This is a genomic window from Microbacterium rhizophilum (genome assembly GCF_039605615.1).
GTDB classification, from domain to species: domain Bacteria; phylum Actinomycetota; class Actinomycetes; order Actinomycetales; family Microbacteriaceae; genus Microbacterium; species Microbacterium rhizophilus.
The window spans coordinates 61039-77434 of the sequence record NZ_JBCNUN010000003.1 but is presented as its reverse complement, the minus strand read 5'-3'; the positions used below and the strand labels follow the sequence as shown (position 1 = coordinate 77434).

General features: G+C 69.9%; 13 protein-coding genes. 11 read left to right on the top strand and 2 right to left on the bottom strand.

Features of this window, described 5'->3' with window-relative positions; genetic code table 11:
- Positions 1–44 precede the first annotated feature (44 nt).
- A complete protein-coding gene (locus tag AAD528_RS06920) occupies positions 45–1289 on the top strand; it encodes a flavin reductase (RefSeq protein WP_345751336.1) in 1245 nt (414 codons plus the stop codon).
- A 101-nt stretch (positions 1290–1390) separates the two neighbouring features.
- Here the strand turns inward: AAD528_RS06920 and AAD528_RS06915 are convergent, their stop codons facing one another.
- Positions 1391–2776, bottom strand: a complete 1386-nt coding sequence (locus tag AAD528_RS06915) for an MmgE/PrpD family protein (protein ID WP_345751335.1) — start codon at positions 2774–2776, stop codon at positions 1391–1393.
- 3 nt (positions 2777–2779) lie between these two features.
- Entirely contained in the window at positions 2780–4243 is a 1464-nt protein-coding gene (locus AAD528_RS06910) for a 4-hydroxyphenylacetate 3-hydroxylase N-terminal domain-containing protein (RefSeq protein WP_345751334.1), read from the bottom strand.
- Between the two features lie 380 nt (positions 4244–4623).
- Here AAD528_RS06910 and AAD528_RS06905 point away from each other — a divergent pair, with 380 nt between their 5' ends.
- The 10 genes from AAD528_RS06905 to AAD528_RS06860 all read left to right on the top strand — a co-directional run bounded on the left by AAD528_RS06905 (position 4624) and on the right by AAD528_RS06860 (position 16235).
- Positions 4624–4710 (top strand): potassium-transporting ATPase subunit F, encoded by an 87-nt coding sequence (locus tag AAD528_RS06905; RefSeq protein ID WP_375339596.1) that lies wholly within the window; start codon positions 4624–4626, stop codon positions 4708–4710.
- Positions 4710–6392, top strand: a complete 1683-nt coding sequence (gene kdpA / locus AAD528_RS06900; protein ID WP_345751332.1) for a potassium-transporting ATPase subunit KdpA — start codon at positions 4710–4712, stop codon at positions 6390–6392. The genes AAD528_RS06905 and kdpA overlap by 1 nt, the downstream gene beginning before the upstream one ends.
- Positions 6393–6395: 3 nt before the next feature.
- Positions 6396–8564, top strand: coding sequence for a potassium-transporting ATPase subunit KdpB (kdpB, locus tag AAD528_RS06895; protein WP_345751331.1), 2169 nt, complete (start codon positions 6396–6398; stop codon positions 8562–8564).
- A gap of 17 nt (positions 8565–8581) precedes the next feature.
- Positions 8582–9199 carry a potassium-transporting ATPase subunit KdpC gene (kdpC, locus tag AAD528_RS06890; RefSeq protein WP_345751330.1) on the top strand — a complete coding sequence of 206 codons (618 nt, stop codon included), beginning with the start codon at positions 8582–8584 and terminating at the stop codon, positions 9197–9199.
- A gap of 59 nt (positions 9200–9258) precedes the next feature.
- The gene (locus AAD528_RS06885) at positions 9259–11796 is read left to right on the top strand and encodes a DUF4118 domain-containing protein (protein WP_345751329.1); all 2538 of its coding nucleotides are present in this window, start codon (positions 9259–9261) and stop codon (positions 11794–11796) included.
- On the top strand, positions 11793–12467 hold the full coding sequence (locus tag AAD528_RS06880) for a response regulator (RefSeq protein WP_345751328.1): 675 nt from the start codon (positions 11793–11795) through the stop codon (positions 12465–12467). The genes AAD528_RS06885 and AAD528_RS06880 overlap by 4 nt, the downstream gene beginning before the upstream one ends.
- Before the next feature lie 206 nt (positions 12468–12673).
- Positions 12674–12847, top strand: a complete 174-nt coding sequence (locus AAD528_RS06875; protein ID WP_345751327.1) for a hypothetical protein — start codon at positions 12674–12676, stop codon at positions 12845–12847.
- A gap of 79 nt (positions 12848–12926) precedes the next feature.
- On the top strand, positions 12927–14003 hold the full coding sequence (locus tag AAD528_RS06870) for an endonuclease NucS domain-containing protein (RefSeq protein WP_345751326.1): 1077 nt from the start codon (positions 12927–12929) through the stop codon (positions 14001–14003).
- 179 nt (positions 14004–14182) lie between these two features.
- Positions 14183–15283, top strand: a complete 1101-nt coding sequence (locus AAD528_RS06865) for a PD-(D/E)XK nuclease family protein (protein WP_345751325.1) — start codon at positions 14183–14185, stop codon at positions 15281–15283.
- A 4-nt stretch (positions 15284–15287) separates the two neighbouring features.
- Positions 15288–16235 (top strand): hypothetical protein, encoded by a 948-nt coding sequence (locus tag AAD528_RS06860; RefSeq protein ID WP_345751324.1) that lies wholly within the window; start codon positions 15288–15290, stop codon positions 16233–16235.
- The last annotated feature ends 161 nt before the right edge of the window (positions 16236–16396 follow it).

Genomic DNA, 16396 nt, shown 5'->3' with positions numbered 1-16396 from the left:
GCGACGAGGCCGCAGACACAAGGAGCAGCAACATGGAGCACAGGATGAGCGACAGCACCGCGATCGCACCTGCCATCGACCCGCGCGCCTTCCGCGACGTGATGGGCCATTACCCGACCGGCGTCGTGGTCGTCACGGCCATGATCGACGGCGCGCCGGTCGGCATGGTGGTCGGCACCTTCAGCTCGGTGTCGCTCGAGCCTCCGCTCGTCTCCTTCATGCCGATGACCACGTCGGCGTCGTACGCCCAGCTGCGCACGGCCGAGTCCGTCACGATCAGCGTCTTCGCGCACGACCAGATCACGGCGTGCCGCACCCTGGCTTCGAAGGACCCGGACAAGTTCCACAAGGTCGAGTGGGAGACGTCGCCGTTCGGCGCCCCGCAGATCTCCGGGGCCGTCGCGCACATCCACGGCAGGATCTCGCAGGAGATCGAGGCCGGCGACCACTTCATCACGATCGTCGCGGTCGACGACCTCGCGGTCGTCCGTCCCACCACGCCGCTGCTGTTCTTCCAGGGCGGCTACGGCGGGTTCTCCACGACCGGACTCGCGGCGCACGTCGACGAGACGCTGATCTCGGCCGTGCGCGTCGCCGAGGCGGCACGGCCGCAGCTGGACCGCCTCGCGAAGCGCTTCGGCTGCACGGCGGCCGCGCTCGTGCAGGTATCGTCGCTCGACCAGACCATCGGCGCGACCTCCTACGGCGGCGACACCGAGGTCGACGAGCGCATCGGCGTGCGCATCCCGCTCATCCCGCCGCTCGGCGAGGCCGCGGTCGCGTGGGACACGGCGCAGGTGGACCAGTGGGTCACGCGCATCTACCCGCCCGACCAGGATGTCATCGACGGCTACCGCGCGGCGGCCGAGAAGGTGCGCCGGCAGGGCTACGCCGTCTCGCGTGTCGACGGCGACCCCGCGGCGTACGACGCCCTGAGCGAGGCCCTCGCGGAGTACGCCGGCAGCGAGCTGACGCCCGCACGCGACCGCGCCGTCCGGGGCACGATCGCCGCCGCCAAGGCCTGCTTCGGCGGCTCGATCGGCGGGGACGAGACGACGGCCGACCTCGCGAGCGTGGTGGTCCCGGTCTTCGATCCCACCGCCGATGAGAAGGCGAACTCGGGCGTCGTGCTGCGCCTGGGCAACCTGCCGCAGGGCGTGTCAGGCACGGAGGCGCGCGCCTGGGTCACGGCCCTGCAGGAGGCCGCCGCCGAGGTCACGGAGACCCTGCGCACCACCGCCCAGCGCGACTACGCGCGCTACACGGCTTCGGATCTGCGCAACAGCTGATCCGCTGGGGAAGCGGGGCGCGCACTCCCGGGGGAGGGGCGCCCCGCTTTCGCGTGTGCGGATGGCCGCGACCGCGCGACCGCGCCGGAGGAGAAGCCGGATCAGCCCGCCAGCGTCTCCGCGATCTCCGATACGTCGGCCAGGTCCTCGATCCCCCCGGCGAGGGCACGCAGCCGCTCCCCCGCCTCCGGGGACAGCCCACCCCACGCGACGTTGTCGCGGAACTTCCGCAGGATCCGCTCCTCGGGGATCGGCGTGAAGCGGATGTCTCCGAGCGCCCGCTCGACGCGGACCCGGTGGAGAGCGCCGGAGCGGAGCGTCACCTCGATCTCGGCGGCGCTGCCGGCCGACGGGTCGAGCGACGGCTCGAGGTCGACGCGGTCGAGCATGCGCGCGAGGCGATCCGACTCCATGTGCGCGCGGGTCTGGTGATCCACGCGCACCGTGCCGTCGAGCAGCGCGGTCGCGACGGCGAACCGGATCGAGAACGCCCCCGACACCTCGGGCGACTCCCCCATCCGGAACTCCTGGCCGACGAACCCGTTCTTCACGCGCGGCGTGAGGTGCACCACGGCGCGCTCGACGTCGTCCGCCCGGATCCCGTGCTCCTCGACGAGCTGGACGGCGGCGGTCAGGGACGGCTGCGATGCGCGGCACGTGGGCCACGGCTTGATGACGGCGTCGGCGTAGAACGCCGATCCGAGATCCGCCCGCAGCACCTCCAGATCCGGATCGCCCGCGGCCCACTGCGACAGGAAGCCGAAGCGGCCGCCGATCGGGTCGTCCGGGCCGCCGAAGCCGGCCTCGGCGAGCTCGGCCGAGAACACCGCGTTGCGCGCCGAGAACGCGATCGGCAGCTTGAACGCCATCGTCTTGTCGTTGATGTTGTCGATGGTGCCGCCGACCTGGTTGATCGCGAGGCCCAGCGCGCGCCGCAGCCCGTCGGCGTCGAGTCCCATCAGCAGCCCGGCCGTCGCGGAGCCGCCGAGGGCGTTGATCGTGCCCGTGTTGTCGCCGCCGCCGTACACGTCGAAGCCCGTGGCGTGCCCGAGCCGGGCTGCCAGGTCGTCGCCGTAGACCATCGCGGTCAGCAGGTCGCGCCCGCTGGCGCCGCGCGCCTCGGCCACCGCGAGCGCGACCGAGGTCGTGGTGCCCGTGATGTGCGAGGGGATCTGCGCGCCGTCGGCGCGATCGGCGCCGACCGGCTCGAAGTCGTACGAGCGCATCAGCACCGCGTTCGCCAGGGCCGCGTGCATCGCCGGGACCTTCGTACGGGTCGTGAGCGCGGTCGCATCCGGCCGTCCGCCCCATGCCTCCACGAGGCGCACCACGTCGGCGCTGCCCTGCGCGCGGAGGCCCGCGGCGATCAGGCCGAGGGCGTCGAGGAGGCGCGTCTTCGCGCGTGAAACCGCCTCTGGCGGCAGCGACTCGAAGGTCGCGGCCGCCAGATGGTCGGTGAGAACGCGGGTGAGGTTCTCAGAGCGCATGGATCAGGCCTCGGCGGGCACGCCCGTCGAGCGGGCCGTCTGCTCGAAGAACGCCTTCAGCGCACCCGAGTCGCCGCTGCGCTGCGCCTTCATGTGCTCGAGCATGCGCGCGCGGCCGATCGAGCCCAGGTAGAAGCGCTCGTACAGCTCGATGCGCGAGCCGAGGGCGGATCCGGCGAAGTCCCAGGCCGTGCGCATGATCTTCGCGCGGTCGCGGGCCGAGATGTCCTTGGCGCCCGGGAGGTACTTCTCCAGCAGGGGGCCGAGCCGCTCGTCGTCGAACGCGGCCTGCGTGGGGGTGGCCAGCAGGTTGTGCGATCCGATGGTCTTGATGATCTCGTTCACGCGGATCATCCACTCGGACATGATGTTGCGCAGCAGCCCGATGTCGTCGTGCACGAAGTACGCTCCGCCGCCCCAGTCGCTCGCGCGGACCTCGGCCGAGTGGATCAGCGCGCGGGTGATGCCGAGATAGGCGTGCACCTCGCCGAGCAGCTGGATGACGTCGGGGCGCGTGTCCTGGCCCGTGGTCTTGGCGACCTCCACGAGCAGGTCGTACGCGAACTCGAGCTTGACGGCCGAGCGGATCGACGTCTGCTGCTGCGTGCAGCCGGTCGCGGTGCCCTGGTTGACGGCGTTGTAGAGGTCGAGCTCGCCGTCGATGAAGACGCGGTCGTGCGGGATGAGCACGTCGTCGAAGATCACGACGCCGTCCTGCTCGTCGAAGCGCGACGAGAACGGGCGGTCCTCGACGGACTCGTCGACGCCGTAGTGGTCGCGGCACACCACGACGACGCCGGGCGCGCTCATCGGGATCGCGAAGGAGATGGCGTACTTCTCGTAGCCGGGCTTGATCGGCGTGGCCGGGTACACGTAGCACTCGTCGGCGATCGGCCCGAGCGTCGCGAGCAGCTTGGCGCCGCGGACGACGATGCCCTCGTCGGTGCGGTCGACGACCTGCAGCGTGAGGTCGGCGTTGGCGCCGTCGAGCTCGCCGATCGACTTGTCGATGTTGGCGTGCACGATCGTGTGCGTGAGCGCGAGATCCTTCTCGGCCACCATCTCCTGGTAGTTCGAGATGCGCTCGTAGTAGACCGGGCTGGAAGCCTTCTCCCACAGGTCGGTGCGCGACACGTGGCCCGCGAGCACGACGTTCACGTAGTCGGGCGTGCGGCCGAGCATGCCGACCGAGTACTTCGCGAACCGCTCGAACGCGACGTGACGCTTCTGGATGTCCTCCTGCGAGCGGGGACGCAGGTGCGCGACGCTGATCAGGTCGCCGGAGTCGGGGCTCGAGAACAGGCAGTCGGCCTCGTGCTCCCACTGATAGTCGAAGTAGGCGGCCATGCCCGCGATGGACCCGGCGAACACCGGGTGCTCGGTCACGTCGATGCGCTCGGCACCGAGCCAGACCTCGCGGTCGTCCTTCAGACCGGCCAGATACTCGTGTCCGCGTCGTGCGCCCACTGCACTCTCCCTTGTCTCCACCACGCTGTGCACCGGCGTCGTCATCGGGCACCGATGGCGTCCATATTACATTCAGCGCCAGATAATGCAATATCTCTCCAAGGATGTTCTGAGTCATCCGTTCGGCCGTGTCTCGCCGGAGCGCCGCGAGGACTTCGTCAGGCTCCCGCCGTTGGGCGCATGGGATCCGTGAGGGACCGCGCGATGGCGTCCCGCCCGGGGCTTCAATCGGGTTCTGCGCCCCGCCGGCGCGCGACGTCCAGCAGGGCGCCGCGGTCCCTCGAAACGGAGACTCCCGTGCTCGATCTGGTCTATCTGGCCTCGACGCTCGCGCTGTTCGCGCTCGTCGCGCTCGTGGTGAAGGGAGCCGAGAGGCTGTGATGGTCTTCGCCGTCGCCGCCGGCGTGCTCGCCGCCGCCGCGATCGTCTACCTCGTGATCGCCCTCGTCCGCCCGGAGCGGTTCTGATGAGCGCGGCCGCCCTCTGGGCCGGGATCGCGCAGGTCGCCGCGCTCGTCCTCGTCCTCGCGCTCGTGCACCGCCCGCTCGGCGACCTCATGGCGCGCATCTACACGACCGATCGCGACTGGCGCATCGAGCGGGGCATCTACCGCGTCATCGGGGTGGACCCGCGCGGCGAGCAGACGTGGCAGGCGTACGCCCGCTCGGTCCTGCTGTTCTCGCTGGTCGGCGTCGTCGCGCTGTACGGACTGCAGCGCCTCCAGGAGCTGGAACCCTGGTCACTCGGCCTGCCCGCCGTGCCCGAGGGCGTCGCCTTCAACACGGCGGTCTCCTTCGTGACGAACACGAACTGGCAGACGTACTACCCCGAGTCGACCCTCGGCTACGCGGTTCAGGCGGTCGGGCTCACCGTGCAGAACTTCGTGTCGGCGTCGGTCGGCATGGCGATCGCGGTCGCGCTGATCCGCGGATTCGCCCGTCGGGGTTCCGCCACGATCGGCAGCTTCTGGGTGGACCTGACGCGCGGCGTGCTCCGCCTGCTCCTGCCGATCTCGGTCGTCGCGGCCGTCGCGTTCATCGCCACGGGCGTCGTCCAGAACCTCGACGGGTTCACCGGGGCGACGACGCTGTCGGGCGCGACCCAGTCGCTGCCGGGCGGTCCGGTGGCCTCGCAGGAGGCCATCAAGCAGCTCGGCACCAACGGCGGCGGATTCTTCAATGCGAACTCGGCGCACCCGTTCGAGAACCCCTCCCCCCTCTCGAACCTGCTCCAGCTGCTGCTGATCCTGATCATCCCGGCGTCGCTGCCGCGCACCTTCGGCCGGATGGTCGGCGATCACCGCCAGGGCTACGCGATCGTCGCGACCATGGGGGCGATCGCCCTCGCCTCGATCGCCGCCGTCACGGCGCTCGAGGCGGCGGCCCGAGGCAGCGCGCCCGAACTCGCCGGCGGCGCCATGGAGGGCAAAGACCAACGCTTCGGGATCTACGGATCCGCCCTGTACGCCGCGGTGACCACGCTCACCTCGACGGGCGCGGTGAACTCGATGCACGACTCCTACTCGGCTCTCGGCGGCATGATCCCGATGATCAACATGATGCTGGGCGAGGTCGCCCCGGGCGGCGTCGGATCCGGCCTGTACGGCATGCTCGTGCTCGCCGTCATCACGGTGTTCATCGGCGGCCTGCTGGTCGGACGCACCCCGGAGTACGTGGGCAAGAAGATCGGGCCGCGAGAGATGAAGCTCGCGAGCCTGTACATCCTCGTCACGCCCACGCTCGCCCTGCTCGGCACGGCGCTGAGCTTCGGGGTACCCGGGATCCGCTCGGACATCGAGGGCACGTCCCTGTGGAACGACGGGCCGCATGGGCTCGGCGAGGTGCTCTACGCCTTCACCTCCGCCGCCAACAACAACGGATCCGCGTTCGCCGGCATCACGTCCGCGACTCCGTGGCTCACGGCCGCGCTCGGGGTGGCGATGCTGCTCGGCCGCTTCGTGCCGATCGTGCTCGTCCTGGCCCTGGCCGGCTCGGTCGCGGCGCAGAAGCCGGTCCCGTCGACCGCGGGCACGCTGCCCACGCACCGCCCGCAGTTCGTCGGGCTCCTATCGGTCGTCACGGTCGTCATCACCGCTCTGACCTACTTCCCCGTTCTCGCGCTGGCTCCGCTGGCGGAAGGGCTGTCGTAACCCATGACCACCACCCAGGTCCCCATCCCCCCGTCCCCCGTCGCGGGGCGCATCGCACCGAAGCCCGCGCGGGCCCGAGCGTTCAGCTGGGCGCAGGTGGCCCAGGCGCTGCCCGGCGCGCTGCGCAAGCTCCACCCCAAGGATCAGTGGCGCAACCCCGTCATGCTGATCGTGTGGGCGGGCGCCGCGCTCACGACCGCCGTCGCGATCGCCGAGCCGTTCCTCGGCGGGCCCGAGGCGTCGGGCGGCACCCCTGGCGCCGCCAGCGCCACAGGGGAACTGCCGGCCGGCTTCTCGTGGGGCATCGCGATCTGGCTGTGGCTCACGGTGCTGTTCGCGAACCTCGCCGAGTCCGTCGCCGAGGGCCGCGGCAAGGCGCAGGCCGCGACGCTCCGCCAGACCCGCAGCACCACGACCGCGCACCGCGTCGCCCGATACGACGAGCGCGCGGACGCCCCGGCGCTGGAGACGACGGATGTCGCCTCGTCCGACCTGAGGCTCGGCGACGTGGTGGTCGTCTCGGCGGGCGAGCTGATCCCCGGCGACGGCGACATCGTCGCGGGCATCGCGACCGTCGACGAGTCGGCCATCACGGGCGAGTCCGCGCCGGTCGTGCGCGAGTCGGGCGGCGACCGCAGCGCCGTGACCGGGGGCACGCGCGTCCTGTCCGACCGCATCGTCGTGAGGATCACGTCGAAGCCCGGAGAGACGTTCGTGGACCGGATGATCGCGCTCGTCGAGGGCGCATCGCGGCAGCGCACGCCCAACGAGATCGCCCTGGGCATCCTGCTCGCGAGCCTGTCGATCGTGTTCGTGGTGGTCGTCGCGACGCTCAACCCGATCGCGATGGCGGTCGACGGCGCCGTGAGCCTGCCCGTGCTGATCGCGCTGCTGGTCACGCTGATCCCGACCACGATCGGCGCGCTGCTGTCCGCGATCGGCATCGCGGGCATGGACCGCCTCGTGCAGCGCAACGTGCTGGCGATGTCGGGCCGCGCGGTCGAGGCCGCGGGCGACGTCACCACCCTGCTGCTCGACAAGACCGGCACCATCACGCACGGCAACCGCCGCGCGAGCGAGTTCGTGCCGCTCCCCGGGCAGACGCAGGCCGAGCTCGCGCGCGCCGCCGCCCTGTCGTCCCTGGCCGACCCGACGCCGGAGGGCGTCTCGGTCGTCGAGCTCGCGACGCTGCAGGGCGTCACGGCGTCGGATGAGAAGGGCATCGCGGTCCCCTTCACGGCCCAGACCCGCATGAGCGGCCTCGACCTGCCCGATGGGCCCGAGATCCGCAAGGGCGCCGGATCGGCCGTGCTCGCCTGGCTCGGGGACGACGCGACCCCGCAGGTCCGCGAGCAGGTGACCGCCATCACCGACCGGATCGCCGCGTCCGGCGGCACCCCGCTGGTGGTCGCCGAGCGCGCGGACGGCCGCGGCCGCATCCTCGGCGTCATCCACCTCAAGGACATCGTCAAGGACGGGCTGAGGCAGCGCTTCTCGGAGCTGCGCGCCATGGGCATCCGGACCGTCATGATCACGGGCGACAACCCGCTCACGGCCCGCGCGATCGCGAAGGAGGCGGGCGTCGACGACTTCCTCGCCGAGGCCACGCCCGAGGACAAGCTCGCGCTGATCCGCAGGGAGCAGGAGGGCGGCCGCCTAGTCGCGATGACGGGCGACGGCACGAACGACGCCCCGGCGCTGGCGCAGGCAGACGTCGGCGTCGCGATGAACACGGGCACGTCGGCCGCGAAGGAGGCCGGCAACATGGTCGACCTCGACTCGGATCCGACCAAGCTGATCGACATCGTCCGGATCGGCAAGCAGCTGCTGATCACGCGCGGCGCGCTCACGACGTTCTCGCTCGCGAACGACATCGCGAAGTACTTCGCGATCATCCCCGCCATGTTCATGGGGCTGTTCCCCGGACTCGCAGCCCTGAACGTGATGCAGCTGCACTCGCCGGCGTCCGCCGTGCTCAGCGCCATCGTGTTCAACGCCGTGGTGATCGTGTTCCTGATCCCGCTCGCGCTGCGCGGCGTGGAGCACCGGCCCCGCAGCGCCTCGCAGATCCTCAGCCGCAACCTGCTCGTCTACGGGCTCGGCGGCGTGATCGCGCCCTTCATCGGCATCAAGCTCATCGACCTCGTCGTGAGCCTCATCCCCGGCTTCTGAACCAGGAGGCAGCCACCATGTCCACCACCTCGCGCACCCTGCTGCGCACCACCCGCACCGCGGTGCTGGCGATCCTGATCCTGACCGCGCTGCTCGGCGTCGCGTACCCCGCCGTCGTCACGGCGATCGGCCGGCTCGCCTTCCCCGCGCAGGCGGACGGATCGCTCGTGCGCGACGCGCGCGGATCCGTCGTCGGCAGCGCGCTGATCGGGCAGCCGTTCACCGATTCCGACGGCGCCGCGCTGCCGCAGTACTTCCAGTCGCGCCCGTCCGCCGCGTTCGTCGACGACCACGGCCACCTCGTGTCCTCCGGATCGAACTACGGGCCTGAGAACGCGGACCTGCTGGCCGAGATCGAGGGCCGCCAGGTCGCGATCGCCGAGCTCGAGGGCGTCGCGGTCTCGGAGATCCCCGCCGATGCGGTCACGGCATCCGGATCCGGGCTCGATCCGCACATCAGCCCCGCCTACGCGCGCCTGCAGGTGCCGCGCGTCGCGGCCGCGCGCGGGCTCGACGAGGCCGAGGTGCGCGAGCTCGTGGAGTCTAGGATCCAGTCGAGGGATCTCGGCTTCCTGGGCGAGCCCCGCGTGAACGTGCTGGAGCTCAACCTGGCGCTGGATGCCCTCGCCGGCTGATGCACGCGATCGGTCAGGCCATCGCGGCGAGCGCGGCACACGGCGGAAGAGGGACGCGCATGAAGAAGGGTCGGCTCCGGGTGCTCCTCGGCGCCGCGCCGGGCGTCGGCAAGACGTACGAGATGCTCGAGGAGGGGCGGCGGCTGCGCAACCTCGGCCGCGACGTCGTGATCGGCATCATGGAGACCCACGGCCGCGCGGCCACGGCCGCACAGGCCGTGGGGCTGCCGGTCGTGCCGCGGCGCACCGTCCGGCACCGCGACGTCGCGCTGACCGAGCTCGACGTCGACGCCGTGCTGGCGCGCGATCCCGACGTCGCGCTGATCGACGAGCTCGCGCACACCAACGCGCCGGGGTCCCGCAACGCGAAGCGCTGGGAGGACGTCAAGGAGCTCCTCGCCGCCGGCATCGACGTCATCACGACCGTGAACGTGCAGCACATCGCCTCGCTCGGCGACGTCGTGGAGCGGATCACGGGCGTCACGCAGCGCGAGACCGTGCCGGACGCGATCGTGCGCAGCGCGGACGAGGTCGAGATCGTCGACCTCGCGCCGCAGTCGCTGCGCGACCGACTGTCGGCGGGCGAGGTGTATCCCGCCGAGCGCATCGACGCCGCGCTGTCGAACTACTTCCGCCTCGGCAACCTCACCGCGCTGCGCGAGCTGACGCTGCTGTGGCTCGCGGACGAGGTCGACAGCGCGCTGCGGCTGTACCGCGAGGAGCACGGCATCGAGGGCACGTGGCAGACGCGCGAGCGCGTCGTCGTGGCTCTCACCGGTGGCGACGAGGGTGAGACGCTGATCCGCCGCGGCGCCCGGATCGCCGCCCGCTCGGCCGGCGGCGAGCTGCTCGCGGTGCACGTCTCCACGCAGGACGGCCTGCGCGCCGGATCCCCCGCGGCCCTGGCCCGCCAGCGCGCGCTCGTCGAGTCGTTCGGCGGCTCGTACCACCAGGTCGTGGGCGAGGATCTGCCGCGCGCGCTCGTCGAGTTCGCCCGTTCGGTCAACGCGACGCAGCTCGTGATCGGCGCGAGCCGCCGCAGCCGCCTGGCCGCCGCGCTCACCGGACCCGGGATCGGCGCGACCGTCGTGCGCGAGTCGGGCGACATCGACGTGCACATGGTCACGCACGACGCCGCCGGCCACGGGCTGCGGATCCCGCGCCTGACGACGGGCGCGCTGAGCTGGAAGCGCCGGATCTTCGGGTTCGCGTTCGCGCTCGTGCTCGGCCCGCTGCTGTCGTGGCTGCTGTCCGCGATCCCGCACGACGACACGCTCGTCGCGCACGTGCTCGCGTACCAGCTGCTCGTGGTCGTGGTGGCGCTGATCGGCGGGATCTGGCCGGCGCTGTTCGCCGCCGTGCTGTCGGGCCTGACGCTGAACTTCCTGTTCGTCGAACCCGTGTTCAGCATCCACATGGCCTCCCCGCAGCACGCCGTCGCCGTGCTGCTGTACGTCATCAGCGCCGCGCTCGTGAGCTGGATCGTGGATCAGTCGGCCCGGCGCACGCGCGCCGCCCACCGTGCCGCGGCGGAGGCCGAGCTGATGGCGACCGTGGCGGGCAGCGTGCTGCGCGGCGAGAACGCGGCGCAGGCGCTGGTCAGCCGTACGCGTGAGGCGTTCCGCGCGACCGGCGCCCGCCTCACGACGCCGGAGGGCGATCCGGTCGTCGCCGACGGCGAGCCCGTGCGCGACGGGCGGTTCGTGTCGGTGCCGGTCGGCTCCCCCGCCGCGCCCCGCGCGATCCTGGAGCTGCACGGCACCGAGCTGGACGCGGCCGAGCGCCGTCTGCTCGACGTGATCGTGGTGCAGCTCACCGCCATGCTCGAGCACGAGGACCTGGCGCGCAGCGCCCGGCAGGCCGACGCGCTCGCCGAGGCCGACACCGTGCGCACGGCGCTGATGTCGGCCGTGAGCCACGACCTGCGGCGCCCGCTCGCGGCCGCCGTCGCGGCGGTCGGCGGCCTGCGCACGGCCGGCGACTCGCTCTCGGATGCGGATCGCCGCGAGCTGCTCGCGACCGCGGACGAGAGCCTCACGACGCTCACGACGCTCGTGACCGACCTGCTCGACGTCAGCCGCGTGCAGGCCGGCGTGCTCGCGATCTCGCTCGCGCCGGTCGATGCCGCCGGCGTCGTGCTCGCCGCGGTCGACGAGCTCGGCCTCGGCCCCGACCGCGTCGACCTGGCGCTCGATCCGGACCTGCCGGCGGTCACCGCCGATCCGGTGCTCCTGCAGCGCGTGATCGTCAACGTCACCGCCAACGCCGACCGCCTGTCGCCGCGCGACCGGCGCGTCCGGATCACGACCAGCCGGATCGGCCGCACCGCGCAGATCCGGATCGTCGATCACGGCCCCGGCGTGCCGATCGACCGGCAGCAGGAGATGTTCGCGCCGTTCCAGCGGATGGGCGACACCGACAACACCACCGGGCTCGGGCTGGGGCTCGCGCTGTCCCGCGGCTTCGCCGAGGGGATGGGCGGCACGCTCTCGCCCGAGGACACCCCGGGCGGCGGGCTCACAATGGTGATCGAGCTGCCGATCGCGGAGGACGCCGCGCCCGACGCCCCCGCACGCGCCGAGGAGGCCGACGCATGAAGATCCTGATCGCCGACGACGACCCGCAGCTGGTGCGGGCGATGCGGATCACGCTCGCCGCGCACGGCTACGACGTGGTCTCGGCCGCCGACGGCGCCGAGGCGATCACGGTCGCCGCGCAGGCCAAGCCCGACGTCGTGCTGCTCGACCTCGGCATGCCCCGCCTCGACGGCGTCGCGGTCATCGAGGCACTGCGCGGCTGGACGGACGTCCCGATCGTCGTGGTCTCGGGGCGGACCGGATCGGGCGACAAGGTCGACGCGCTCGACGCCGGGGCCGACGACTACGTCACGAAGCCGTTCCAGATCGACGAGCTGCTGGCCCGCCTGCGCGCCCTCGCCCGCCGCTCGCTGTCGGCCGCGTCGGATCCCGTCGTCGCGTTCGGCGACGTGCGCGTGGACCTCGCCACCAAGACCGTCACGCGCGCCGGCGCTCCCGTGCACCTCACGCCGACCGAGTGGCGCATGCTCGAGTTCCTCGCCCGCAACCCCGGCGCCCTCGTGACGCGGCAGACGCTGCTGAAGGACATGTGGGGATCCGAGCAGGTCGCCGACACCGGCTACCTGCGCCTGTACATCTCCCAGCTGCGCAAGAAGCTCGAGCCCGACCCTTCGACCCCGGTGCACCTGCTCACGGAGCAGGGCATGGGCTACCGGCTCGTGCTGGGGTGAGTCAGGCCCGCGGTCGTTGAGCGGCCGTCACACCTGACAGAGGGCGGCGCACCTCATCGCGAGTACATCGCCAAGACGCTGCAGGTCGAGATCGAAGGCGAGTCAGCCAGGGGGTCTAGTCCAACGCTGAAAGCGCTGAGGGCCCCACCGCCAACCACTGATGCAAGCCTTACGAGGGCATGTGTGCCGGTCGATACGATCCGCCTGTGCCTGATCTCGGATCCCTATTGCTCGACGCAATCGTGCAGCTCCCCGCACAGTTCGGTGCGATGATCGCTGCGTACCCGGACCGTTGGGCGATCGCCGGGCTCGTGCTCGCCGCCATAGTGATCTTCCGCCTCGTCGTGGAGCGACTCACACAGCGAAATCGCCGACGCTGACGCCTCCACTGAGTCCTCGTCACCGTTACCGAACCGGGCCGCTACTTGAAACCCGCGGATACCAAGGAGGATACGACTGATGCCGGTTGAGATGAGAATGTGGCGGATCGACGGTCAGGACCCGAAGCCACTGGCCGCTGCTGCGCTGCCCACCGAGAGTGAGCTTCACCAGTTTCTTCGGCGGGATCCGTCGTTGCTCGGGGCGGCGCTGCTGGTCATCGGCAGCGAAGTGATCACCCCCTTCGGCAAGCGCCTGGATCTGCTCGCAGTCGATGCCGAGGGGAACCTGCATGTGCTGGAGCTCAAGCGTGACCGCACACCTCGAGAGGTCGTCGCTCAGCTGCTGGATTATGGTTCCTGGGTATCGACACTGTCCCGGGACGACGTCATCGACATCGCCGAGAAGTACCTCGGCCAACCATTCGAGGCCTCGTTCGAAGAGGTGTTCGGCGTCGCACCACCCGACGAACTCAATGGAGAGCTGCAGCTCACTGTCGTGGCCTCATCGCTGGACGCGAGCTCGGAGCGGATCGTCACATATCTGCGCGGCTTCGGCGTACCAGTCAACGCTGTCTTCTTCACCTACATCGAGGACGACGACCGACGCTATCTCGCGCGGTCCTGGCTCGCGACATCCGACGAGCGCCCCGGAGGCAGCGTTGCGAAGTCGACGTCGAAGCGCGCGGCGTGGAACGGGCTCGACTGGTACGTATCGTTCGGTGGAGAGCGATCGTGGGACGATGCCCGCAGGCTCGGCTTCGTCTCCGCCGGTGGTGGCAAGTTCTACACACAGACGATCCGCGCTCTACCGGAAGGCGCGCGCGTGTGGGTCAACATCCCGCAGACCGGCTACGTCGGCGTCGGCACAGTTGTCGGGCCCGCCGTCCGTTTCACCGATGCACGAGTCGATGTGGAGGGTGCGCCCATGTCACTCGCGACGCAGTCCCTCGTCGGGTCATATCCGCACCGAGACGGCGATACGGAGGATGACGCTGAGTGGGTCGTGCCGGTCAAGTGGATCCACACCGTCGCACAGAAAGACTCCTACTGGGAGAAGGGACTGTTCGCGAACCAAAACAGCGCCTGCAAGCTTCGGCAAGAATTCACCCTCGAGCGACTCGCTAATCACTTCGGGATCCACAGCGACAGCGCCTGAGCCGAGCGGCCTGGCCACGAGCGAAACGCGCCCGGCCTGTCACTCCGGAGGTTCGCCGCACACTGCAAGACGAGCGCCCCCCCACTGCCCCATCAAGGTCATCCTGAGCAGCTCGGTATAGACATCAAAGGTCACGCTCGCAGCGGACGGACCATTCGCAGATCACTAACCTGTATAGCGTGACGCTCGATCTATCGTTCCTCGACGTGCGGCTGGGGCAGGTGCCAGCGCCATCGCGGCCAGTCAACGTCTACGACATATTGCGCGAGGGCTGGCGTGAGACGCGAGTCGACATGACGCTCCAGTTCTTTCTCGATCCGAACGAACGGCATGGGTTGGGCTCCCTCGTCATCGACGCGCTGCTACGCGTGCTAGATGGCGCTCACACAATTGGGGCGTTCGGCAAGACCGCTGTGACACTCATGGCGGACGATTACGCGGGTTCCGACGCCTGGGAGATCAGCACGCAGTCCGAGTACATCGACGTACTCGCGGTCAACACCGATCTCGGCCTCGCGATCGTGCTCGAGAACAAGATCGGCCACGAGCTCAACAATCCGCTGGATCGGTACGCCGAACATGCGCTTCGGGGCGAGGGCGTCAACTCGGTGCTCGTGGCCGTACTCGCTCCAGAGCACCGCAGCGCGCCCGTCGAGCAGGAGAACTGGCTGTCGCGCTCGATCACCTATGCGGAGTTGAACGAAGCGATCCGACGGTCACCCGACCTGGTCGATCATCTGCTGAGCCCGGCGGATGCCGACCAGCGTCGGAGCTTGGATCTGCTCCAGCAGTTCTTCGAAGCACGGAATGGAGGGGCCGCGATGAGCGACCTGAACAGCGAGGCCGCGCGAGTGGGTGAGTGGCGGGAGCTGCTGGATCAGCAGGGCCACGCGATCCAGCAGTTCCTTGCGGCTCGAAGTCAGGTGATTCGCGTGCTCAGGGCTCGCGGCAGGCGCCTCGAGCCGCTGATCGCCGACCACCTCGCCGCCGCGAATCTGGTGCCCGGATGGGAAGCCCATGGAGGCTCGAAGTCCGAAGCGTGGAACGCCTACCACTTCCCGGACGCCGATTGGGCGGTCGAGCTGAAGCTCTCCGTGGACCCCACGAAACCGGCCATCTTCGTCTATGACTACATGGGCCGCACCTATCAGAACTCGACCATCGAACCGCTCAGGCTCGACTGGAGCGCAACCGACGACGAGGTCGCCACGGCTTTCGTCGAGCGTGCGAAGGACATCCTCGGTCAGGCGCTACGACGAACTCGCGGAGGCATAGTCTGAGCGAATGGCTCTGAAAGACGTCAACGTCCAGTCTCCGGGCAGCGACGCCGCGCAAGCTCCCCGTTCTCCCCGACTCCGCCGTAACAACATTCTCCTGGCCGGCGGTGTCCTCCTTGTTGTTGCGCTCGTGGCTGTTGCTCTGTGGTACTTCGTGGTCCAGGTTCCTCACAACGAAGCGGCAGCGGCATTCAGCGAAGCTGTCGAGCAGTATGACGCGGCTGTTGACGACCTCAACGCACGCACGCACGAGCTGGATTCGGCGATCGCCGAGCTTCAGGCCGTCATTGACTCGGATGCTCAGCCTCTCGACCCGACCCTGCTGACAAATGCCAGCGCAGCTATCGGTGAGGCTCAGAGCAGCAAGGCGGATGCTCCGGCGTCCCCGGAGCATCCCGAATCGACACAGGACATTCAGAATGCGACCGACGATATGCCCGCGCTAACGGCCGACGTTGAACGCCTCGGAGACTACAGCGCACCGATCGCCAGCCTCAAAGAGTCGCAGGCTGCACTTGAAGCAAGCATCGCGCAGCTTGCGCAAGTGACCAACCCGGACGAGGCGTTCGTCATCGGTCGGATAAAGGGCCTACCCACTATCGCCGGAGTTCAGGCGGTGACGGAGGAACACGATCCGAATGGCAACCTGAATAAACAAGGCGGGTACACAGCGGCCCTCTACCTCGCATCAACCTTGGTAGACCAGGCCAGCGTGCTCGGAAACGACATCGTGGACAAAGGCACCGACGCGGGTGGTGCCGTTGAGGTTTACTCAACTGCTGACGACGCGGGAAAGCGCAATGCATACCTGGGCGCATTCGACGGCAGCATACTCGCCTCGGGCTCCCACGCCGTCGTTGGAACGGTAGTGATCCGCACCTCGAACAAACTGACCGCTTCCCAGCAGACTGAACTCGAAACTGCGATCCGTGAGGCGTTGACGAGGCTCAACTAGCGGAGTCGGGCGTAGCGCGAAGCGCGCGATCAGGAGACGAGCGACACCGTTCCCGACTCCTGCCGTCCGCTGGGACGCAGCTGAGCGAGGTTCGCGCCGGAGTGAGCCGCCGGTGGGCGGGCGTCATACGGTCCACGGCGGCTTCGGCTCGCTTCCCTCAC